General features: G+C 66.6%; 21 protein-coding genes. 3 read left to right on the top strand and 18 right to left on the bottom strand.

All coding sequences use genetic code 11. The annotated features are described in order from the left end of the window. Positions 1-11 precede the first annotated feature (11 nt). The 3 genes from hisD to AUL33_RS09180 all read left to right on the top strand — a co-directional run bounded on the left by hisD (position 12) and on the right by AUL33_RS09180 (position 2,302). Positions 12-1,307, top strand: coding sequence for a histidinol dehydrogenase (gene hisD / locus AUL33_RS09190; protein WP_062206832.1), 1,296 nt, complete (start codon positions 12-14; stop codon positions 1,305-1,307). Positions 1,308-1,317: 10 nt separating this feature from the next. Further along, positions 1,318-1,788, top strand: coding sequence for a UPF0262 family protein (locus AUL33_RS09185; RefSeq protein WP_062206830.1), 471 nt, complete (start codon positions 1,318-1,320; stop codon positions 1,786-1,788). Between the two features lie 73 nt (positions 1,789-1,861). Then, positions 1,862-2,302, top strand: a complete 441-nt coding sequence (locus AUL33_RS09180; RefSeq protein ID WP_280137806.1) for a low molecular weight phosphatase family protein — start codon at positions 1,862-1,864, stop codon at positions 2,300-2,302. 3 nt (positions 2,303-2,305) lie between these two features. On the opposite strand, the gene AUL33_RS09175 is transcribed toward AUL33_RS09180, so the two are convergent. The 18 genes from AUL33_RS09175 to AUL33_RS09095 form a co-directional block, all read right to left on the bottom strand. Beyond that, positions 2,306-3,781 carry a UdgX family uracil-DNA binding protein gene (locus tag AUL33_RS09175; RefSeq protein ID WP_062206826.1) on the bottom strand — a complete coding sequence of 492 codons (1,476 nt, stop codon included), beginning with the start codon at positions 3,779-3,781 and terminating at the stop codon, positions 2,306-2,308. 117 nt (positions 3,782-3,898) lie between these two features. After that, positions 3,899-4,177 (bottom strand): hypothetical protein, encoded by a 279-nt coding sequence (locus AUL33_RS09170; RefSeq protein ID WP_062206824.1) that lies wholly within the window; start codon positions 4,175-4,177, stop codon positions 3,899-3,901. A gap of 194 nt (positions 4,178-4,371) precedes the next feature. After that, positions 4,372-5,241 (bottom strand): type 1 glutamine amidotransferase, encoded by an 870-nt coding sequence (locus tag AUL33_RS09165; protein ID WP_062206822.1) that lies wholly within the window; start codon positions 5,239-5,241, stop codon positions 4,372-4,374. A gap of 205 nt (positions 5,242-5,446) precedes the next feature. Next, on the bottom strand, positions 5,447-6,418 hold the full coding sequence (locus AUL33_RS22775) for a PRC-barrel domain-containing protein (protein ID WP_244492082.1): 972 nt from the start codon (positions 6,416-6,418) through the stop codon (positions 5,447-5,449). Between the two features lie 244 nt (positions 6,419-6,662). Beyond that, on the bottom strand, positions 6,663-7,013 hold the full coding sequence (locus AUL33_RS22110) for a hypothetical protein (protein WP_156419341.1): 351 nt from the start codon (positions 7,011-7,013) through the stop codon (positions 6,663-6,665). 186 nt (positions 7,014-7,199) lie between these two features. Continuing rightward, positions 7,200-7,562, bottom strand: a complete 363-nt coding sequence (locus AUL33_RS09150) for a hypothetical protein (protein WP_156419340.1) — start codon at positions 7,560-7,562, stop codon at positions 7,200-7,202. Then, positions 7,543-7,992, bottom strand: coding sequence for a hypothetical protein (locus tag AUL33_RS09145; RefSeq protein ID WP_062206815.1), 450 nt, complete (start codon positions 7,990-7,992; stop codon positions 7,543-7,545). The genes AUL33_RS09150 and AUL33_RS09145 overlap by 20 nt, the downstream gene beginning before the upstream one ends. A 178-nt stretch (positions 7,993-8,170) precedes the next feature. Further along, positions 8,171-8,620, bottom strand: coding sequence for a hypothetical protein (locus tag AUL33_RS09140; protein ID WP_062206814.1), 450 nt, complete (start codon positions 8,618-8,620; stop codon positions 8,171-8,173). Further along, a complete protein-coding gene (locus AUL33_RS09135) occupies positions 8,620-9,129 on the bottom strand; it encodes a lysozyme (protein WP_374754416.1) in 510 nt (169 codons plus the stop codon). The genes AUL33_RS09140 and AUL33_RS09135 overlap by 1 nt, the downstream gene beginning before the upstream one ends. Continuing rightward, positions 9,126-9,350, bottom strand: a complete 225-nt coding sequence (locus AUL33_RS09130; RefSeq protein WP_062206812.1) for a hypothetical protein — start codon at positions 9,348-9,350, stop codon at positions 9,126-9,128. Before AUL33_RS09130 ends, AUL33_RS09135 begins: the two co-directional genes overlap by 4 nt. 110 nt (positions 9,351-9,460) lie before the next feature. Continuing rightward, positions 9,461-9,772 carry a DUF4156 domain-containing protein gene (locus AUL33_RS22105; RefSeq protein ID WP_156419339.1) on the bottom strand — a complete coding sequence of 104 codons (312 nt, stop codon included), beginning with the start codon at positions 9,770-9,772 and terminating at the stop codon, positions 9,461-9,463. Between the two features lie 110 nt (positions 9,773-9,882). After that, positions 9,883-12,090 carry a fibronectin type III domain-containing protein gene (locus AUL33_RS09125; protein ID WP_062206809.1) on the bottom strand — a complete coding sequence of 736 codons (2,208 nt, stop codon included), beginning with the start codon at positions 12,088-12,090 and terminating at the stop codon, positions 9,883-9,885. An 86-nt stretch (positions 12,091-12,176) separates the two neighbouring features. Continuing rightward, the gene (locus AUL33_RS09120; RefSeq protein WP_062206808.1) at positions 12,177-12,641 is read right to left on the bottom strand and encodes a hypothetical protein; all 465 of its coding nucleotides are present in this window, start codon (positions 12,639-12,641) and stop codon (positions 12,177-12,179) included. A gap of 763 nt (positions 12,642-13,404) precedes the next feature. After that, the gene (locus AUL33_RS09115; protein WP_062206806.1) at positions 13,405-13,749 is read right to left on the bottom strand and encodes a hypothetical protein; all 345 of its coding nucleotides are present in this window, start codon (positions 13,747-13,749) and stop codon (positions 13,405-13,407) included. Between the two features lie 3 nt (positions 13,750-13,752). Next, positions 13,753-14,175 carry a hypothetical protein gene (locus AUL33_RS09110; RefSeq protein WP_062206804.1) on the bottom strand — a complete coding sequence of 141 codons (423 nt, stop codon included), beginning with the start codon at positions 14,173-14,175 and terminating at the stop codon, positions 13,753-13,755. Continuing rightward, on the bottom strand, positions 14,172-15,062 hold the full coding sequence (locus tag AUL33_RS09105; RefSeq protein ID WP_062206802.1) for a hypothetical protein: 891 nt from the start codon (positions 15,060-15,062) through the stop codon (positions 14,172-14,174). The genes AUL33_RS09110 and AUL33_RS09105 overlap by 4 nt, the downstream gene beginning before the upstream one ends. Further along, positions 15,059-16,606, bottom strand: coding sequence for a hypothetical protein (locus AUL33_RS09100; protein ID WP_062206799.1), 1,548 nt, complete (start codon positions 16,604-16,606; stop codon positions 15,059-15,061). The genes AUL33_RS09105 and AUL33_RS09100 overlap by 4 nt, the downstream gene beginning before the upstream one ends. Further along, a complete protein-coding gene (locus AUL33_RS09095; RefSeq protein ID WP_062206797.1) occupies positions 16,603-22,605 on the bottom strand; it encodes a phage tail tip lysozyme in 6,003 nt (2,000 codons plus the stop codon). The genes AUL33_RS09100 and AUL33_RS09095 overlap by 4 nt, the downstream gene beginning before the upstream one ends. Positions 22,606-22,630: the final 25 nt, after the last annotated feature.

Below are 22,630 nucleotides of genomic sequence, written 5' to 3'. Positions count from 1 at the left end.
AGACCTGCCCCTTGCCCCAGAGGCTGACCAGCGCCGCGCCGGATTTCGAGGCCCGCTTCCGCGACCTGCTCGCCGCCAAACGCGAGGTCTCGGCAGATGTGGACGACGCCGTGCGCGCCATCGTCGCCGACGTGCGCCGGCGGGGCGATGCGGCGGTAATCGAGCTGACCGCCCGCTTCGACGCGCTCGAGCTGACGCCCGAAACGATGCGCGTGCCGGCCGAGGCCATCGAGGCCGCCTATCGCAGCACCGCGCCCGAGACCATCGCCGCGCTCGAACTCGCGCACCGGCGCATCGCCAGCCACCACGAACGCCAGCGCCCGCGCGACGACCGCTATGTCGACGCGATCGGGGCCGAGCTCGGCAGCCGCTGGACGGCAGTGGAATCGGTCGGGCTCTACGTGCCCGGCGGCGCGGCGAGCTATCCGTCCTCGGTGCTGATGAACGCGGTCCCCGCGGCGGTGGCCGGCGTCGAACGTATCGCCATGGTGGTGCCGGCGATGCGCGGCGCGCTCAACCCGCTCGTGCTCGCCGCCGCGCACATCGCCGGCGTCCGCGAGATCTACCGGATCGGCGGGGCGCAGGCGATCGCGGCGCTCGCCTACGGCACCGCGACGATCGCGCCGGTGGCCAAGATCGTCGGCCCCGGCAACGCCTATGTGGCGGCCGCCAAGCGGCAGGTCTTCGGCACGGTCGGCATCGACATGATCGCCGGCCCCTCCGAGGTTCTGGTGATCGCCGACGGCGACAACGATCCCGACTGGATCGCCGCCGACCTCCTGGCGCAGGCCGAGCACGACCGCGCCGCCCAGTCGATCCTCGTCACCGACGATGCCGGCTTCGCCGACGCCGTCGAAGCGGCGGTGGAGCGCCAGCTCGCGCGCCTGTCGCGCCAGGAGACGGCGCGTGCCAGCTGGAATGAATTCGGTGCGGTGATCGTGGTCGAGGATCTGACCCGCGACGCGCCGGCGCTGGCAGACCGCATCGCCGCCGAGCATCTGGAAATCGCGACCGACGATCCCGAGGCGCTGTTCGCCCGGATCCGCAATGCCGGCGCTGCCTTCCTTGGGCGCCACACACCGGAAGTGATCGGCGACTATGTCGGCGGCTCCAACCATGTCTTGCCGACGGCGCGCTCGGCGCGCTTCTCGTCGGGGCTCTCGGTGCTCGACTTCGTCAAGCGCACCTCGATCCTCAAACTCTCGGCCGAAGCCTTGCGCGAACTCGGACCCGCCGCGATCGAACTGGCCCGCGTCGAGGGGCTCGATGCGCACGGGCGCTCCGTCGCCATCCGGCTGAACCTTTAGGAGCACAGGGATGACGGCGAAGGGCAAGCTGGTGGCGGTGGAGCTCGACGACTCGATCGGCCGCGGCTCGCCCGATGTCGAGCACGAGCGGGCGGTGGCGATCTTCGACCTCGTCGAGGACAACGTCTTCCAGCCGGCGGGCGACGAGCGCGGCCTCTACCGGCTGAAGCTGTCGCTGGCCGAACGCCGCCTTGTCTTCGATATCGCCGGTGAGGACGCCGCCCCGGTCGCCGTCCACATTCTGTCGCTGACCCCGTTCCGGCGGGTGATCCGCGATTATTTCCTCATCTGCGACAGCTATTACGAGGCCATCCGCTCCTCGACGCCCTCGCAGATCGAGGCGATCGACATGGGCCGGCGCGGCATCCACAATGACGGCTCGGACCTTCTGCGCGAGCGGCTGGCCGGCAAGATCGAACTCGACATGGACACGTCCCGGCGTCTGTTCACGCTGATCTGCGTCCTCCATCGGCGCAACTGAGAATGGCGGGGGCTTCGAGCATGCGGCAGATCACCGGACGCCCCGCAACGCCCCGCTTGAGGGAGGGATCGCGGTGAGCGAGACGCATCCCTCCGCCGCGCCGGGCTCGATCCTCTTCGTCTGCGGCATGAACTCGATCCGCTCGCCGATGGCCGAAGCCATCGCGCGTTCCGTCCTGCCGACGTCGGTCTACGTCGCCTCGGCCGGCGTCAAGGACGGCGAGCGCGACCCGTTCGTCGACGTCATCCTCGCCGAGGAAGGCCTCTCGCTCGGCGATCGCAAGCCGCAGAAATACGACGACCTCGCCGACGGCTTCTTCGACCTGATCGTCACCCTGTCGCCCGAAGCCCACCATGCCGCGATGAGCGCGACCGAGGCCGACGCCACCGCCGTCGAGTTCTGGCCGATGCCAGACCCCTCCGCCGTCAACGGCAGCCGCGGCCAGATCCTCGACGCCTATCGCGATCTCTACCGGCGCATCCGCGAGAAGCTGGAAGACCTGCGCCGCCGCTGACCGCTATCCCCGGCGGGCGATTGCCGGGACGAAGCGCTTGGCCATCTCCATGTCGGCGGCGAAGGCTTCGCGCTCGCGCGCCTGCGCCTCCGGGTCGGGCAGGCGCAGGATGTAGGCGGGGTGAACGGTGACCAGCAGCTTCGTCTCGCCGTCCGGCAGATCGATCAGCTTCGAGCGCGTGTCGCGGATCGTCACCGTATGCCCGAGCACCGAGGCGGCGGCCGTGGCGCCGAGCGCCACGATGAGCTTGGGGCGGATCAGTTCGCGCTCCTGCTCCAACCACCAGCGGCAGACCTTCACCTCGCCCATGTTCGGCTTGGCGTGGATGCGCCGCTTGCCGCGCGGCTCGAACTTGAAGTGCTTCACGGCATTGGTGACGTAGGCTTGGGCTCGATCGATCCCGGCGCTCGCCAGCGCCGCGTCGAAGACCTTGCCGGCCGGACCGATGAAGGGCTCGCCCGCCAGATCCTCCTGGTCGCCCGGCTGTTCGCCGACGAAGATCACCGGCGCATTGGCAGGGCCCTTGCCGAAGACGGTCTGCGTCGCCGGCTCCCAGAGCGGACAGGCCTTGCAGTTGCGCGCCTGCTCGCGCGCCTCGTCCAGATCCTCCGGCGGCCGGTTGAACCCGTTGAAGGCCGGTACCGCCGTTTTCTTGCCCGCCATGTCGCGCTCCACCTGCCGTTCGTGACGCAAACTCGGCAGGGTCGGCGCGGTTTCGATCATGCGGCGCGACGCCGCTTCCGCACCGCGGATCAGAGGCTCGATCAGCACGGCCTCCGGCAGGTTGTGCCAGTATTTCTTCGGCATTTCCGCCTGCATCGCCTTCACCTTCAGCCGCGCCGGGTTGAAGATCGAGGCGTAGTAGGTGAGCCACAGCGCCTCCATGTCGTCGTCGCCGGGCTTGTCCTTGGGGTCGGCGCCGGGTGCGAAGGCCAGATCCGTCCCGTCCCAGTGGACGGAGCGCTCGGGCGTCAGGATCGACCAGACCATGCCGGGAAAGCGCCGCATGAAGAACGGCGCGGTGAGTTCCACGACATGGTGGAAGGGCTCGAACCACGCGACGTAGACCCGGCCCTCCTCCGTCTCGATCTCGCGAAAGCGCACGAAGGCCTTCATCTTATGGCTGTCGCGGCGCACCGCCTTTTCCATCTCCACCGCGCGCGCCGTGTCGGGATCGGAGACGATCTCCAGAAGCTTGCGCTCGCGCTGCAGGCGCCACAGCAGGCGGTAGGCGAAGGTGAAGCGCTCGGGGTCGGCATGGCAAACGAGCTTGCGGGCGAGATCGGGAAAGGCCTTGGCGACCGTCAGGGGCGCGGCATCCGCGGGGCGCTCGGGCAAGGGTTCGGCAAAGAGTGAGCCGGCCTCGTCGCCGACCGCAAAGCTCATCTCCTCTGGCGCGATGCCCAGCGCCAAGGCCGTGCGGGCCGCTTCGCGCCAGCCCTCGAAGTCGGCGGCATAGTCGAGACGGGCCAGAAACATCGTCACACACTCCGGCGAGGCACGTCCCTGCAGACACGAAAACGGCCGGACCTCCCATCGGGACAAGTCCGGCCGCCGGTGCGCGGTTCCCGCCCGAGAGCGGTCCCTCTTGGCTGGTCAGTTGCTCGCGGGCTTGCCGTCAGCGTCGGTGGTCTCGTCCTCGCCGTCTTCGGATGCGTCCTCGTCTTCGCCGAAGGGATAGGACTCGATCATCTGCTCGACGTCCTCGTAGATCTCGTCGAGGAATTCCATCGCGCCTTCGGCGTCGTCGGTGCCCTGCGTGACGAGCATCGCCATCTGGATCTTCAGGACGCTGGCGACGTCCTCGAGATCCATGCCCTGGAACAGCGAGGCGATCTTCTCGGAAATGTCGTCGGTCTGGGCTTCGGTGAGCATGTCGGGTCTCCGCGTTGGGGCTGTGGGAAGAAGGCGGCCGGTCGCCCGATGTTCCGGCAAAGCGCCGGGCGCCCCGAGGGAACATCCCCCTGCCGCATCGGAATCGCTTCTTGCGCCGCAGCTTCTAGCAGGAAAGATCGGCCGGGGCCGCCCCCGTCACCAAGGATTTCGCGGAGGCCGTCGCCGGTGCGGGTTCAGGCCGCCTTCGCCGTCCCGTGCTCCCTAGCGCGCGGGTGCACCACGCGCTCGATGAAGTTGCCGAGTTCGCGGGTGCGCCGCACGGGATCCGTCATCTCGGCATCGAGCCCGAGTTGCCAGGCAAGATCTCGCCGGTGCGGCTCGACACCGAGGGCCGCAACGCGCCCGGCGAAGCGTTCGACGTCGTCCTTATCGGCGCAGAGACCCTCTTCGATGAGATCGTCGCCCTGCCGTCGAAACGAGGCGGCGATCTCGCCAAGCGTCAGTTCGGGATGATACTGGACGCCCCAGAACAGCCCGGCACCGCTGCGGATCTCCACGGCCTGAACCGGCGTCGTCTGAGTGCTCGCCAGCAGCACCGCCCCTTCGGGCAGCCGGTCGACCTCGTCGGAATGCATGGCCGGGGCATCCCATGTGAGCGGGCGCCCCGCCAGAAGGGGATGCTTGCGCCCGGCCGCGGTTGCCACGATCCCGCGCGCGAAGCCCGCCTCCATCCGGGGCGAGCGAGGCTTCACCGAACCTCCGGCGGCCACGACGGCGATCTGCAGACCGGCGCAGGAACCGAAGGCCGGCACGCCTGCGGCGAAGACCGCGCGCATGAACCGGGCCGCGCGCCGCGCCTCCTTGCTATCCTCGGACATCTGGATCGGTGAACCCGCGAAGAAGAGGCCGTCATAGGATTGGATTTCGCCCGCGGAGGGAACGTCGTCACGGTCGATGCAAGACACGTGCTCGCAGACGCATCCGGGCGCGAGGTTGGTCAGCGTTGCCGCGTAGCTCTCGTCGGAGGCTTCATTCGTGTATCGCCGTCGCTCGTCGCGCTGGCTCGGGGTTTCGCTGGCAACGACGAGAAAACGAAGAAGCACGATGAGATCCGATCGGTCGGGAGGATGACGACGAAGCTAGGCGCGGCACCGATTGACGGGATGCGCCGCATGGTCACGCTCGAAGTTCCGGAAAAACGGCGCGAAACACGGCGGTTGCTGGAATTTTGTCACTCGCTTGCCACTTGCCGACATGAAAAAGGGGAGCGCCGAGCGCTCCCCTTTCCGTCCGCCGAAACGGTCGATGTTACTGCGCGACTTCGCGCACGTTGCCTTCATAGGCCGGCGCCTGCTCGAGCTGCTCGCGCGTGACGTCCAACACGATGCGCGTCGCCATCGTCTCCGCCGAAGCGACCTGCGTCGTGGCCGTACCGGTTGCCGGTGCCATCGCCGTGCCCGTGGCTGCCGGGGCCATCGCCGTGCCGGTCGCAGCTGGCGCCATCGCGGTGCCCGTGGTGGTCGTCGCCGGGGCCATCGCCGTCGTGTCGGCGGTGGTGGATGCAGTCACATCGTCATCGGTGAGCGTCGGCAGCTGCAACGAGTCCATCGACACGGCGACGTTCTTCGCACCGATGCCGAGGAAGCCACCAACACCGACCACGACCGCGGCAACACGACCATCGGGTCCGATCAGCACGTCGTTGACTTCGCCGATGTCCTCGCCGGCGCGGCTATAGACGTCCTGACCCTGGATGTCCGACACGCGCTGGATGCCGGCCTCGGCCACCGTCACGAAGGGACCGTCCATCGACGGCGTCGCGGGGGTGACGGCCGCCTCGGTTCCGGCCGCGGGCGCCATCGTGCCCGTCGCGGTTGTGCCGGACTGCATCGGGGTCGTCGAGGTTGCCGGTGCCGTGGTGGCCTGCGCAAAGGCGGCGGGAACCATGGCGGTGCTCAGGAAAGCTGCGAGAATGATCTTCTTCATGGGGGACCCTCGTTCGGTTGGGGCCGTTGCGGCCCGCGCTTCATCCATGAAATCAATGTCGGGAATACGAGGGAGTTCCGAAAAAAATCCGGGGCGGCCGGGCAAGGACGCGCGCCCGAGAGCGCGATCGGCCGCATGTTCCCGCTGCCATTGCCGGCCGCACACTCCGGCTTCATGACTGAATCGGCTGCCTTTCAGGGCACCGGGTTGCCCGCGCGCCACGCCCAATCCCAGGTTGTCACAAGATAGCGAGATGGCGTCTGACGAGACCACGGGATGGCCATCGCTCGTCATCGCGCACGGCTGATCGCGATCGAAACGACATTTGGACGACATCGAAGGCCATGGCAAACCGGCGGAGCATGGCGACCGGCAACACTCGGACAGCGACCGAGCGCAAGTGCGTCCGATTCATCGCCGCTGCCGAAAAGGGGGCAGGCCGGAGCGCTTTGGTGATCCCAACTGGATTCGAACCAGTGGCCCCCAGATTAGGAATTTCGGCCAAACCGTTGTTCCCTATGGGGGCCGTTCTTACCGGTCATCCGAAAAAGAACGGATAGGCGCTCGCGATATTCGCAAGCGTCTCAAGAGCTTTGTCCCCTCGCTCAAAGAGATATTTACCCAAGTTTGTGCTACGCGCCGCCGCCTCGGGGTTTCCGATAGGACCACGGAAACTGTTGATCGCCTGGCGAACGTCATCCTCCGACCACTGCCCGGGCAGCTGGAGATTCGACCCGTCTGGGAGGCTGACGGAGGTAGTGCCATTTGGGGTGATATAGACGCCTTGCTGGCAATGACGCGCGATCACCGTTGCATTGAGGTTTGCAACGGCACTTTCGGGTGCAACAAGCGCAATCCCGCAATATTCCGCTGTGAGATGTAGGGACATACCGTATTCCTTCGTTAGCGAATAACGAAGATGATGCCTCACGTTGAGCAGTACAAGACAGCAAAGCACTAGAATCAGAGCGCTTACAGCGAGACTCCGATGCTTTTGAATGTCAAGTTTTTCGAGCCAAAACGAAAAAAGCCCCGTCACGGCCGAGACCGTGACGGGGCTTGCATTCAATACCATTCAAGCTGACGGCCGACGGTCGATCTTGTGATCGAGCCGTTGCATCTGATCGACCAGCTCGGCCAACGTTCGCGCGGTTCCTTGCTCTTCACTCTTTGCGAGAGACGTGACGCCCTCGGCGATCGTCTCCAGTGCGTCGGCCGCGCGCTCGATCTCGTGAGCGATCTTCGCGCCATCGAGCCCCTGCCCCACCATGGCGCCGACAACGCGCATGGTCGTGTCAGGAAGCGGCGCCGGCGCGACGCGGGTGATCATCGACTTCAGCTTCGGCACCGCGACCCAGAAGACCGAGGCGAAGACCGCCGATAGCGCCCAGAACAGCATGGCAGCCCAGGGGGGGGCCTTAGCGAGTATGTCCAGCATGCTTGCGTCCTGCACGGCGGTCATGCGCGTCGATCGCAGCCGTCCAGATGTTGGACAGTTCGAAGGCCGCCATGAGGAGGTAAATCGGGGCTGCGGTAGAGGGCGCCATGGCGGCGGCGTCAAAACCGAGCGCCATCATCAGGACAATGGAGAACGACCACACGCCGAGGAGGGCGCGGATCTCGGCGGCACGGCGCATCACGACGCCGTTGAAGAACAGCACGATCGCCCGAAGCGCTCCGGTCGCGATCAAGATCTCGGCCCAAGTTTGTTCCGTCGCCCACCGGGCGAGAAGGTCATAGCTCGACGAGTTGCCGAATGAATCTTCCGGCGAGGCGAGCGCCCAACCGACGCCGATGAAGACCAGCGCCATGAACCATTCGAACCGGCGGACGCTGAAGTGCCGGACGAACTGGACGACGATCACCATGGCCTAGCCCCCTCCCGCATCGGGTGCCGCCGGCGGGCGTCCCTGCGCCTCCAAGGCCTGCGCCGCGTCAGCAAGTGCGGCATGTCGATCGCGGCACGCGCCGAGCGACTGCCGATCGCGACCCCACAGGCGCGCCGTCTCGGCCGTCGTCAGATCCCGTTCGGGAAGATCCGCGACGTCAGCGCAGGGCTGCAGGAGGCTCGCCGGCAGGCGGGCGAGCTGCAGCGCCGCGACCGGCGGCGTCGAGCGCGTCGCGCACCCCACGAGGGATGGCAGGACGGCACACAGGAGGAGCGCCGCGAGCGGCCGGGCTGGGTGTCGGGACATTCGCTTGCTCCTCTTGGAGGGATTGTTCGAGCGCGTCCATCTGCAGGACGCGCGCCTTGTCGCGCTCGAAGTATTCGCGCTCGATCGCGTCGATACGGATCTGCGCCGCCTGGCGATCGGCGGCGGCCCGTGCCTCGGCCTCGGCCTGGCGCTTCGTCCAGACGAGCCGTTCCTCGATCCGCCCGGCCTCGCGCGCGGCCGGGATGCTGACGAGGTCGGCATAGAAGCATCCGCCGAGCCAGCCGAGGACGATGCCGGCGACAAGGATGATCGCCGCGATGGTGGCCTCAAAGGCGCGCATCAGGCGCCGTCCAGGCAGAGCGCCCGCTCCTCCTGCCGGCGCCGCGTGAGGCCGGCGATGACGCGCCCGCCGGCCTTGTTCCATTTCAGTAGAGCGTCACAAGCACCGCGGATGTCGCCAGCGTTCACAAGGCGGGCCATCGACGAGCCGCAGAACGCCCCGGTGCCGATGTTGTAGGTGACGGACAGGAAGGCCGTGTAGGGCTTATCCTTGATCGCGTCCGGGGCGACGAGACACTTGCGCATGCCTGTCTCGAACTCGACGAGTGCGGTGCCAAGCATCGCCTGGCAGTCCTCGACGCTGTAGCGGTCACCCATCTTCACGCCGCGCGTCTCGCCGAAGCAGACGGTCGGGATGCCGACGACGTCGCGATAGGCCGTGGTGCGCAGGCCCTCATAACCGCCAACCAGCGCGACGGCAGCGAGCATCAGCGTCTTCGACTTCGACAGCCGCGAGCCGCCGCCGACCTTCGACGTGGTGACGAGCTTGGAAGGATTGAACCACTTCATGAGCGGGGCTCCGAAACGCTGGACTGCGCGACCAGGCGGGCGACGAACGCCGCGCCGGCAGTGAGGGCGGAAAGGCCGGCAAAGGCCCGATCGGGGATCGGCAGAACGCCGTCTAGCGCGGGCAGGAAGATCTCCAGCGCCGAGAAGACGAAGGCGAGCACCATGAGGCGGATGGACCAGGCGCGCTTGAGCACCCGGCGCCAGTGAGGGACGAGTTCCACGGGGATATCTCCAGGCAAGAAAAAACCCGGCGCGCAGGCCGGGCATGGTTGATGCTCAATTGAAAAAGGCCCCCGCTAGGGAGCCTCCGTTTTCTGACAGTTTTGGTGCGTTACCGTTTGCACTTGTAGAGATCACCTGTAGCGGAGGCGCCGCCCATACCCATCTGCGAGTTCGTCGTTAAGAGATGGGTCGCCCCCTTCTCGGCCGCTTTGTTCTTCAGACGACGGTTTGCGTCCTCTTGCGCCGCGCCCATGAGCATAACCCCGCCCATCATGTACTGCCGACCGCTTTCCTGTCCAAGAAACTGGCATCCCCGAACAAGTTCCGGGTTGCCGGTCACAACGACATTGTTGCTTTCGACAGACGCTGTTTGGCACGCGGCCAGTGGCAGGAGTGTCATAACTGCGATGAGTCGTTTCATTTCACCCTCCGGTTAAGCATGCCGAGTAGGTACAAGGCGGCTCACTTTTGGAAGGGCCGGCAGACGAACATCCCCAGGTCCTATCCGGTCGACCGGAAGGAGGCTTGCGACTAGGCCAGCTTGACGCTCCAGGGCGTGTACGCCGGAACCGCTGGCCCCTTCGAAGTCGCCGCCATCGTCACCTTCAACCGAAGCTGGTAGCCGGTCTGCCCGCTGACGTCGTAAGTCATCGCCGTCGCGCCGCTGATGGCCTCGACAGTCACACCGGCATCGGCCGTGCGCTCCCACTGGAAGGAGAATGTGTACTCCCCGCCCTTCCAGCCGTAGCCAACCCGGCCAGTCAGCGTGTTGCCGTTCGCCGCCGTGCCGGTGAAGGTCGGGCCGACGAGCGGTCCGCCGAGATCGTCGCGAGCGGTGTAGACGACGCCAGGCGCCGAGTAGGCGACCCGTTCCGACCTGCGGACGTATCCCATGCCGTAGCGCAGGCGAATGTTCGCCGTGCCGGTCGCGACCCGCAGCTGTGTAAGGATGCCGTTCGTTCCCACCGCCGCGTTGGCGATCTGCGTGCGCCCGCGTGCGATGCCCTTCACGGGCCGATCAATTACGCCGGCGATGGCAGCCGTGTTCGCGTTCGACCAGAAGGACAGCGAGCCAGAGTTCGTCAGCGACCCGATGTTGCAGCCAGACGGAGCTGACACGTCGTCGACGGCCGAGAGGCTGGCATAGTGCATATGCTCAAACGTCGCGCCTGCCTGTTCGATCGGTGAGATCGAGAAAGCCTGCAGGATCGAGATCGTGCCTTGCGTCGTCACCGAGCCAGACAGATCCAGCTGCAGGAGCTTCATCGGCCGCATTTCGATCGAGCCGTTGACGATGAACGGGACGTTCAACGTGATCACCGACACGTCGATGATGAGACCAGCGACCGAGTTCGTGATCGTGAAGCCGGTCGGGACAGTGCCGTTGATCGTCGAGGTACCGGACTTCGTGCCGGTCGTGCCGTCCATCGTCCAGGTCGAAGCCGGGATGATGTTGTCGGCCGGATTTCCATCGGCACCGTAGAAGGATCCGATCGGGTAGCCAGCGTCCTCCAGCGCAGCTTTCAGCGCGCCGCCATATTTGATCGCTCCAGGCGTGTTCGGATGCAGGTTCCCCGTATCCGTGTGGCCGACATACGTCTCACCCCAGGCACTAGCGCCGTCGACGACGAGGAACGTGCTCGATTTCTTCGAGCGGATATAGGCGTTGACGCTGTCATAGCGTTGCTTCGGACTGGTACCGAGTCCGGTCGTGACGCTCGTCGACTGATTGGACGCGCTCGGCAGAATCGTCGCCGCCATATTCGGGGAGCCGGCAGTAGTCGCGTCACCCCAGACGAGATCCAGACCCTCTTTAATCTTCGTATCCGACAGGTCGATCGAGTTGGTGCCGATCGCCATGAGGGCGGCGATGCCGGGGCCGAGCTGGGACGTGTAATAACTCCGGCGATCGGCGCGCAGGAGAACGTCGTGTTCATCGTTGGCTTCGTTGATCTGCGACCCAGAGATAGCCTGGTCCGCGCCGCTGCGCAGAGCGAAACGGCCATAGGATAGGAACTCGGCCCAGGGCAGCCACCCGCTATTGTCCTTCAGCGCCGTGATGCTGTCACCGGAGTCCGTCAGCGGCATGTCAGCGAAGAACACGCTTAAGGCAGGCGTCGCGCTGGCGCTCGGTGAGGCCGGGCCAGCGCCGACGGCATTCACAGCGCGCGTCGTGACCTCATAGAGAACGCCGTTCGTCAGGCCAGTCAGAGCCTGCGGGTTCGACGTCATCGCAATCACGGTGAAGGCTCCGGTGCCCGTGCGGTAGAGGATATCATAACCCGTGATGGACGCCCCCCCATTGGCCGGCGCGCCGGCACGCGTAACGGCGATCTGCCCGCTTCCGGCTACCAGTGACGGCGCCGCCATCGCGGCCGGGACGGTTGCGGCGGCGGCACTCACAGAGATCAGCGGGCCGGACATTTTCGGGGAGCCGGCTGCGCCGGCCAGCGTCTCGATTACGCTGACGTCGCCAACGGCGGTCGGCGTGCCGGATACGGTTGCGCCCGAAACCGAAAGTCCCGCCGCGCCGGCGCCAGTCAGAGACAGCACCGACCCGGACGTCTTGCCCGAAATCGCCGCCGAGAGCGGAGAGCCTACGGCTCCGGCGGAGATCGAGGACGTCAGCCCCTTGAGAACCGGAGGCGTGACGCCACCGCCGCCAGGCGGCAGGACGCCGGCGCCGATCGCGCCGGCAAGGCTGGTCTTGTTCTGACGGATGCGAGTTTGCGAGACCATGGAAGGCCCTCTCTGAAGTGCGGACACGAAAAAGCCGCCTCTCGGCGGCCGGGTCTATTGATCGGATGGGCGGGGCTTGGTTGGCGTCAGGTGATCTGCGCGGCCTTCGCGAAGAGCGCATCGATCGCCGCCTCGTCGAGGCCGAGCGTCGAGCCGAGCGCCGCGATGAGCGGATGATCGCGGCGCAATACCGTCGCCTTCGCCCATTCGATCTGCGCCAGGCGCCCGGCCGTTCCCGTCATCGCCGCGATGGCGCCGTCGGCCTGATCGAGCAAGCCGGCGTCCAGAAGAGCAATCTGCGCTTGGCGCATGGTGACGAGATCGGCCGAGACCCGCACGGGATCGGGCGGCAAGATCTCGACGAGGTAGGCATCTCCCCGCTTCACCACTCGCTGCATCGCCGGATCGATGGTCGCAAAGAACTCGAACCCTAGCTCAGAACGAGTATCGGCTTCGCTTGCAAGGTTCGTCCGGGTGTAACCGTCGTCGGTGTAGGCGATCGAGGGCAGCGGCTCAGGCACGCCACCACTACGGCGGTAGAGGTCGATCATCCTGCCATCCCTCCTTCGTAAAACTCGATGATCACCAAGCCGTCGCCACCGGCGCCGCTCAAGCCGCGGAACGACGACGCGGATCCCGTTGACCCGCCGCCACCGGGCATGGCACCGGGGCCACCTGTCTCATAGGTTAGGTACGATCCTCCACGCCCCGCACCAACCGGAGCCCTGTCGTCAGGCCCGCCGGCCCCTCCGCCGCCGTATACGAGGGTTTGCGTATCATTCGTTCCTGGTGCGCCAGGATTGGTTCCTCTACCGACCTCTGGTGCCTGAGCGGGCGTTCCACCCCGTCCACCATCACGGTTGACATCTCCACCACTCGCAACCCCGCCTGCGGAGGGGGATGCGTTAGCGGCAGTGACGCCCTTTCGCCCCCCCGTGAGCGCCAACCCACCACCGGGGAACGTGACTGACGTAGGTCCTCCATCTTTACCGTCGTAGCTTGACCCTCCATAGCCGGAGACAGGTGGCCCGCCAGCACCGACCGACACACTCAGCGACTGACCCAAGCTGACTTCAAGGCGCTTCTCGCCATAGGCGCCGCCGCCGCCACCCGTCACGGTCTGAGGTGAAGATCCGCCGCCGAATACCGCGCCGCTAGCACCACCAGACCATGCGCGGATGATGACCGTGCCGGACGCAGGCGCGATCCAACTAGCGTCGCCCGGGCCGAATGAAGCAAAGACCGGCTTCACCCCACCAAGCCGGTCGCTGAGACGGTCAAACGAGCGGGCCAGCCCCCCTTTCAATGATCGCGTCATGCCTGCTCCTCGAACTTCTTCTGGACCAGCGCATAGACACCTGATGACTCGGATGCCGCCGCCTGGATGCTGTCACCGGGATCAAGAATGATCGTGCGCGAGAGCGCGTCGCGCTTCTTCACGGTGGCATTGGTCGGCAGGATTGGCCGCGACACGTTCGAGGCGCTGACGTCGATCAGGACGCATTGCGTCACATCCGGGTCGACGGTGGCGTTCGCCGGCTTGATGTTGAGGAAGTCGATGACGTAGGTCCGCACCTTGGCGTCGGCGGCCGTGTTCGTCACGAGGGTCTGGAGCGCGGTCGTCAGTGAGACGCCGCCGGTTGCTGCGGTGCGAGACATAGCTCAGTTCCCGAATGCGAGTGTGTAAGCAATACCGTCGTCGAGGAGTCCAGCCTGCGCTGCGACGAGGTCGGCCTGTGCAGCCTTGACCTCGGCGAGCTGTTCCTCGACCTCGGCCGAGATCGTCGAGAGGTCGATCGTCACGGCGCCGATCTGGCCGTTGACGCTCGACACCGGCCCGGCCTTGATCGCCGCGACCGCCGCCTCGAAGCGTGCGGCCGTCGTGTTCATCGCCGCCAGCGCTTCCAGAGTGACACGAACGACGCCTCGGCCGAAGGTGACAACGTCCTTCAACATGGCGGTAAAAACGCCGGCCTGATTGCCACCGTCATCAAAGCCGAGCGGGTTCGTCGTCGGATCGTAGCTGCCCCCGTTGTAGCGGTTCAGCCGATCCCCGGAGTTCTCTTCGTTGGGCGTGAAGCTCATGGAAGGCGCTCCTTCAGCTGGAAAGCGATATTGGCGCGCTTGGGCGCCGAGCGTTCCCACGCGGCCATCTGGCGTGGTCGTGCGAGGAAGGAGAGGCGATGCAGGTTGAGCGGGGCGAAGTCGTCAACGACAAGGATCTCGCCGTGGATGCCCTGTCGCCGGACCATCTCCAGCCCCTGGTCGAGGGCTTGCTGCTCTGGCAGGTGCTGGAACCCGACGTTGTAGACGCGGAAGGGTTCGCGAACGTCGGCGAACTCAGCACCCGACATGGACTTCTCGATCACCGTGTCGGTCTCGAACGCAAGGCTGCCGCCGAGGACGTAGTTCGAGACCGGCTGCCACCCGTTCAGACACAGAAGACGGCCGAAGTCGATGAAGCCATCGGGGTTGCCGGGATCCTCGATTTCGACGTCGATCACCCGTGCCCGCACATCGCCATCGAAGACCACGAAGGCGTTTTGCGTAAACCCTTCCAAACTTTCCACAAGCGGCTTGCCCGACCACCAGTTGGGCGCCCGCCAGTCGAGGTCGCCTGTGAAAGCGACGGGCGGGTAGGCCTGGAACCGCTTGCGCCACGCGATGTCCGTGCGCCCCTCGTCGAAGTAGCCGGTGAGCGAGATCGCCGCCGAGATCGTGAGGTTCGTGTACCCAAGAAAGAACGCCTTCAGCGTCTGTTCGCGGGTGAAGCGGACGGAGAAGCGCGCATGGTCCGCATTGGCCGACTGCGAGCGAGCGATCAGCGCCAGTTCCGGGTCCTGCAGGTTGACGAGTGGTAGCGTCCAGCTGCCCCCGTCCAGCGTCGCGCCGGGCACCGGGCCGAACCGGCCGGGATAGGGCTGGTCGCTGCGGTTGTCGCCGAGGAGCTTCAGGATCTTGCGATTGTTCAAAGCCAGACCTCCAGCTCGGTGAGATTGGTGGAGAATGTCGGTACGACGCCAAGGACCCGGACCAGCTTGCCGGCGCCGAACCCGTAGCGGTCGATCGCCAGCTCGACGACGTCGTTCGGGTCGACGCCGGCGACGGTGGCGCTTGGCTGGACCACGCGGAAGAGGTCGCGCCGCTTCGAGTAGATCGCGAGGAGATGCGCGGCGAAGGACCGCGCGTCCGCCTCGTTCAGGAGACAGGTCTCGAAGACCAGCTCGGACGCCTTCGGGTGGCGTTGCTTGACCGCCGCGTCCTCGACGATCACCTGGCGCCATTCGAGCGTCGCGAAGGTGCGGAAGGCGTCATCGGTGGCGACCTCCTTCAGGTCGCTTTCCGAGAACACCGTGTAATTCCGCCCATAGCGGACGGTGATCTTCCATGCCGGCACGCCGTCGCCGGGATCGTTGGTCGGCAGCCGGGCGAACCCCTCGCCGCGATCGATGATCCGATTGCGGATGAGGCGCGCCTCCGGCGGCCCGCTCGGCAGGAGGAGACGGCCGACCCGGAAGACGCCGAGGAGGTCGACCGAAAGGAAGCCGCCGATCGAGGCGAGGATCGTGCTCGCCACCGCCAGCGTCGTGGTCTCGCTCGGCGCGATGAAGATCCCGCACTCGGCCGGGTTGGCCGCATGCAGCGCCTCGAAGTCGGCCTCGCTCACTGCGCCGATCGCGCCAATGATCCGCCGCACGATCCGCGCGGCCGAGCGATCGGCGAGCGTTGCGCCCTCGTTCGCGTCGACCGTCATCGTCCCGTTCGGCCGAGCATAGGTGCGCACCAGGCCGGAGGCGAGACAGGTCCCGTAATGCCCTTGCGGGATGGGCGCCGCCTTCAGCGCTGCGAGCGACGGGAAGTCGCCGGCGGCCGAGAGCTTGACGCCGGTATCGCGCGCCGTGGTGACGGCGGTGACGGCCGCCAGCGGGTTAGCCGACACCTGGTAGATGTTATCGAACTGGTCGACGAGCACGGGCGCGACGTTCAGCACGCGCCCGAACAGCATCGGTTTCTTCGTGTCCTTCAGGTCGGAGTTGCCCTCGGCATCCGCCCGCCCGCCTTCCGTCGTCGTGCCGAGGTAGACGGCCGACTGGATGGGATCGCGCAGGAGTTCGAGGCGGTCGCGAAGGCGGATCGCCACCTCGCGGCCATTGAAGCTCGCCTGTTCCATCGTGGCGATGAGAACCGTCTCGCGCGAGGACCAGGCGCTGTTCACCCGCTTCAGCGAGTAGATGCGCAGCGCCCGGCCGTCGAAGGCGAGATCGAGCATGAAGTCGAGCGCGCCATCGGTGTTGACGAGAACGACCTCGCCTGCCCCGACCTCGCTCTCGCCGAACGTCCGGCCCTGCCCGAACAGATACCGCTCATAATTGCCGGGATCCTTCAGGCGGGACCGGAAGACGGCATTCGCCGGCTCGTCGTCGGGCCGGGTCGTGTAGGCCCGCGAGGCAAACCGGAGCGTCGTCAACGCCCCGGTCGCCTCGTCGGCCGCCTCGATCTCGATCAGGTAGATCATGCTGCCCTCTGTACGGACTTCGATGCCGCCCGCCGGCTCGCGGCGGCCGACTGTTCGGTTGCGAAGCCGACGCGATCGGTGGCCGCGATCGAGCCCTCGAACCCGCCGCTCGTCACGTCGATCAGACGATCGAGCTTGGCGCCGAGCGCCGTCATCTCAGCGCGCGAGGCATAGGAGCTGCCCCCCATGCTGTTTGCGGCCTGACGGCGCACGTCGACCACACGGGGCGCGACACCCCGGTTCGCCATTTCCATGAAAGCCGAGACGCCAGGCATCCGCATTGCCGGCGCCGTGAGCACGCCCTCGCCGCCGGCCAAGGCGATATCGCCGCCCCCGGCGAAGCGGGCGCGAACGCTGTCGACGTTCCAGACCCCGTTGCCGACCGTGCCGCCGCCCTGGTAGGCGCCGACGATCCCGCCGAGCTGCATGCCCTTGTAAAGAGCCGTTCCCTTGTACTTGGGATCATAGCCGTTCAGCTGGAACTGACGGTCGTACCGATCGACGATCGCGTTGATGATCGCCTGTTGCGAGGGCAGCTGCGCGTTCGTCCAGTCGAGGAACTTGCCCCCGCCGAAATCGCCCGTGTAGCTGATGCCCGCGTTCGACAGATCGCCGACGATCGCCTTGTTGCGGTTCTCGAACCCGGGGTCGCCCCAGTTGCGAGCCGCGTTCAGCGTCGTTTGCGCCGCAAGGTAATCCTTGAGCGCATCCGCCACCGACAAGGTGCTGTCATTGATTTTCGACAACCACGACGCCTGTGAACGCATCAGGTCGAGCTGCGACGTCGTCTTCACGTCCGTCGCCTTCAGCGAGGCTTGCACCTCGTCGAAGATCTTCCCGTAGCCTTCCGACGACACGAAGTAGCCCTTCGCATTGTCGAGATAGGTTTGCGTCACGCCGAGAAGCCGATCGCGCGCCTCGGCGTCGCCGCCGTTCGCTTTCGACAAGGTCTCCTCATAGATCCGCTTGCTCTCGGCCAGCCTGTCCTTCGCCGACAGCGTGGAGCTGTCGCCGATCTTCATCCCGGACAGGAACTCTTTCAGGCTCGTCGAGAAGCTGTCGAGCCCATCGTACAGGCTCTGCAGCTGCGCCTTCGAGGCATCGTAAGCCGTCATGGCGATCTGTCGCCCGCTGTCGCGAACGATTTTCAGGCGTTCGGCAGCTAGAGCACGCTCCAGCTCCGCCATAGCCTTGCCGCCAGCGGCAGTCTCAGCCTCGCGCTCCTTCTGCGCCTGGCGGTCGAAGATGGCGAGTTGCCCCGCCAAGGCGCTTGCGTCGTTCGTCGCCGCAAAGGTGCGATCGCCATAGCCGGTGATCACGTCCTTCAGCTGCGACGCCGTGCGCTTGACGGCGCCCTCGACGAAGGCCTCGACGACACCGGCGAGGACCGGAAACGCCTTGATCAGCTCGTCGAAGGCATCGCCGGTCAGCTCGGCCCCGTCGACAATCGCCTGCCCCTGCAGCTCGAACAGCTTCGGCAAGAGGGACGTGTCGGCGCCGAGCAGTTCGGCGTCTTTCTTCGTTTGCTCGAAGACCTCCAGCATCTCGCGTACCTCGGCGAGATAGCCCTTGCCGTCGAGATCGTTGACCTGGTCGCTGATGCCCTCTTCGAAGTCGCCCCGCATCTTCGTGAGCGCCTGTGTCAGACGCTCATCGATCGCCTTGGCGGCGTCGTCGGCCGACCATCCCAGCTGTTCGAGGATCGGCTGCAGACCCGCCGCCGTGCCCCGGAAGCTGTCGATGGCCTTCTGCACGTCCGACGTCGTGTCGGCCGTGTAGAGCATCGTCAGCGCATAGGCGCCTGCGGCAGCCTTGGCCTCGGCCACCGCAGCCTCACGCGAGGCCTTCCATTCCTTGTCGGCGGCGTCACCTGGCGCACCACTCGGCAGACCGTTGTCGGCCGAGCCCCAGGCGATCTTCACGTCGTCGATGAAGTTCTTCACCTGTTCGCCCAGCGCCTTGGCTCCAGCGCGACCCTTGGCAAAGGTCCCCTGCAACCCCTCGCCCGACGTCAGGTCTTCGAGCATGGGCCGGAAGCCCTCGCGGAACTCCTCATAGCTCGCGAAGATCTTCTCGGCTGCCTTGCGCCAGGTCTCGGCGAACTGCGCCGACGAGTTGCCGGTGCCGTTCTTCCAGGCGGCGCCACCGACCTGCATGAAGCTGTTCAGCTTGCCCCACAGGTCTTCGTTCTGCGCGCGCAGATCCCCGGTGCCCTCGCCCGAGAGCGAGCGATCGAACGCCTCATATTGAGGGCGGACCTCCTCCCATTTCTTCGCCGCCTCCTCGTGCGCGGCCTTGCGCTTGGCACGACCGCCGAGGATGCCGCCGAGGGCGCCACCGGCGAGGCCGATCAGACCGCCGATCGGGCCGCCGGCCATGAAGCCGCCGAGGGCGCCCTGCAGGCCGCCGCTGATCGGCGAACCCGACTGGTATCCCGCACCAAAGCCGCCGAGACCGGCAGAGACGCCGCCCATGGCAGTGAAGCCGGGATACTGGATACCGAGAACGGAACCGGGATTGGACATCCCGTTCCAGCCAGTCGGACGCCCATCCGTGCCAACGCGGATCCCGGTTGCGGCGGTCGGCGCGACGGTCGCCGTCCGCATGCCGCCCCAAGGATCGGACCCGCCCGCCATCTTGCGATTGGCATCGACGATGCCGGACGAAACGGCGCGAGCCTGCAGCTGCGCGTCGCTGGTCGATGACGCGACGTTCTGCCCGCCAAACTCCCGATACGCTTCGTTGGCGTTGGCGACGCGACCGGAATAATTGTGCGAGTTCCGAACGCCGGTGTTGTAGCCGTGCGGGCGCTCGAACCCGAGGAAGGCCTCCGTCGCCTGTGTGACGTCGGTCGCCTTCAGGAGGGCACGATAGGCGCGGCTTTCCGACGTCTGGAGTTCTTTCCAGGCGAAGTCGAGCTGGCCGTCGACGTCACTCCGCCAGTCCGCGCCGACATGGCGTTGCATGGCCGGACCACGATCGTTCCACTGGAACAGACCGAGGGCCGCGCCTCCATCGCCGATCGCCGCAGGGTTCCAGGCGCTCTCCGCCTTGCCGTTCCCCATGATGCCGGCGATCTGATGCGCGGCGAGCCCCTTCGAGGCGAAGAAATTCCAGACGCGAGCGGGGACGGACTGCCCCGCGACCGACGCGGCCTTCGACGCCGAGAACCCCTCGCCCGTCACGAGCGGCGGCAGAGGTGCGCGATCGACACGGCCGAGGGGAGCCGAGTTGGTCTCGCCGAGCGACCCCGCGCTGTAGGAAGGGATCGAGGTTCCGACGTTGGCAAGGATGCCGCCGACATTGGTCGTCGATCCGGTATCGCCGACACCCCCGAAGAGGCGATCGAAGATCTTGTCGGTGGCAAGGCTCGCCAGTTGCTTGCCGAGGCCCGCAAAGGCGCCGGCGAAGGCGCTCAAGGCATCCTCGCCCGAGCCGATCGCGTCGACGAGATCGAGGAAGGCGTCCTTCCCGTCGTCGCGCATGCCGGCGATCAGGTCGTTCGTCTCGTGCAGCCGCTTGTTCAGGCGCAGCTGCGCCGCATCGGCCTTGCCCTGCGCGCTCTCGTACTCGACACCCATCGAGCGCAGCCGCTCGGCGATCTCCTGCTCCTCCGGCGAGCGGGACGCCTGTTGACGATCGAAGGCGATATCGCGCTCGAAGTTGAGACGCTGCAAAGCGCCCGTCGCCTCGCCGATCGCGGCGGCCTGCGCCTTGATCGCGGCGACCTCGCTATCGCTCACGACCTCGCCAGCGGCCCGCGCCGCTTCCTTGGCGGTGGCGAGCATCTGATATTCAGCCGTCAGGCGTGCCGTCTCGGCTGCGCTCTGGCCGACGAGCGTCAACTCGAACTGCGCCTGGTCGACCTGTGCCTGGCCGGCTTCCGTGCGCTGGCGCAGAGCTTCCGACAGAGCATTCGTCGACTGCACCATTGCCAGCGCCCGCGTTTCTTCGGCACGGGCCGAGGCTTCGCTTGCCGAGACACCCTGCGCGATCAGGTCGATGCGCACTCGCTCGGCCTCGATCGCCGCCTTCTCGACTGACGTCCGCGCCGTGATGGCACGCACGTCGAGCTCATAGCCGGCACGGCGCGCGGTCTCGGCTCGGCTTGCCTCCAGGGCAACGCCGGCAACCTCGGCGTCCCGGCGCTGCCGCTCGGCAGCGATGGCCGCTTCCGATCCGTTGACGCGCTGCAGCTCGGCGATCTTCGCGTCGGACTGTTGCTTGATCTCGGCAATCGCCCGCTCGTTCGGCGAAAGCTTCAGGTTCGCCAGACGATCCTGCGCCTCCTGCAGCGCCTCGATCGAGGGACGCGCCAACTCGGCCGAGGCCGCATTCGCCGCGTTGGCCGCCGCGACGATCTGGCCATAAGACTGCGCTGACGATGAGGCCTCGTCGAAAGCCGCCTGGATGCGGTCGGCAGCGGTCCCGACGTCGGGGCCGAGCGTGCGCAGTTCGCCCATGGCGTCCTGAAACGCCTTCGTCCGCTCGATCAGCCGAGTGAACTCCGGGTTCAGGGCCTGCAGGGCAGCCTTGTTCGCCTCGATCGCCGCTTCCGTCGCCGACAGGCTGTCGGTGAACTGGAACGCCGCCTCGATCGCCTTGCGCATCGGCTCATTGTTGCCGGCGAGCGCATAGGCTGCCGACAGGCTCTTGCGGAAGCCGTCGATATCGGGATTGCCGTCGCGCAGAGACTTGCGGAACGCCTCGACCTGAGCGCGGATCGGCTCGAACTTCGGCAGCGACGGGATCTGCGACGAGTCGTCAGTGCCGAACATGGCAAAGCCGGTGTAATCGCTGCCGCCGACGAAGGCGCGCTCGGCCTGCTTGCGCTGTTCGGCGAGGACGGTGGCGAGATCGCGCCCGACCGCACCAGCCTGGACGCCAAGCGTCGAGGCGGCATTCTGGCCGAACTGGCGAACCTTGTCGGCGAGACCTTCATAGCGGTCGGAGATCTGGCCGAGAATGCGCTCGTGCTTCTCCAGCGTCGCCGACGCGTCCGGGATATCCTTGCGCATGGCGAGCGCGAAGGCGCCGGCGGCGATCGTGATGCCGGTGAAGGCCATCCCGACCGGACCCATGGCCGCAAGGATGGTGCGGGCCGTCGCGATCGAGGTCGCGCCGATCGCCGCGAGGCTCGCCTTGACGCCGCCGCCCTCCTGCAGGACCTGGACCACCTGTCCGGCCTGACTGGCAATAACCTGGAACGGCGAAGCACCCATCGCCAGCATCGTGCCGACGTCATTGATCTGGTAGCCGAGCCCCTGGACCTGTCCCGAGGTGAGCTTGAGATTGTCGTTCGCGACGCCGAGGCGGCGCGCCTGGTCGTCGAATTCCTTGTTCAGCTGGCGGGTGCGCTGGATCACCTCGTCGTCGCCGATCGCGCCGGCATCGCGCAGCGAGGCGGCTTCCGCGAGCTGCGCGTTCAGGCGCGCCTGTGCGGCCGACAGAGGATCGAGTTCGGCGCGGAACTTGGCCGTGCGGGTTGCCAGGTCCTCGGCGGCCTTGGCCTGAAGGCGAAGCGCCTGTTCGGCATCCTCGGCGTTCTTCAGGAAGGTGCGGGCCATGGCGCGCGCCTGGTCGTCGAAACGCTTGGTCTCGCCGATCATCGCCTTCAGCGGCGTCAGGTCGACGCTCGGCGAGAGCTTCGGGGCGACGGCGCGCTGGAAGTTGCGCAGGAGGTCGTCGACCGTCTGGTCGAGGGCGGCGATCTCGCTCTTGCCCTCGTCGGCCGCGCGGCTGACGACGCGCAGGCCCCGCTCCAGCGCCTTCCAGGCCGCCGGCGAGCCTTCCAGCTTGCGCCGGAGATCGTCGAAGGCGGCGGTCGGATTGCGCATGGCGCGCCCGACCTCTTCGTGAACACGGGCATTCTCGCCGGCAGCCTGCCCGGCGCCGGCATGCGCCGCCTGCAGTCCGCCAAGCGCCGCCTTGGCCTGGTCGATGCCTTCCGTCTTCGCGCGGAAGACCAGCTCGTCGATGCGCTGTTCGGTGGCGGCCATGGATCCTCGCGGCAGTTCGTCGGGC

This window comes from Aureimonas sp. AU12 (assembly GCF_001463705.1).
GTDB lineage: Bacteria > Pseudomonadota > Alphaproteobacteria > Rhizobiales > Rhizobiaceae > Aureimonas.
This window is presented reverse-complemented; position numbering and strand designations above follow the sequence as displayed.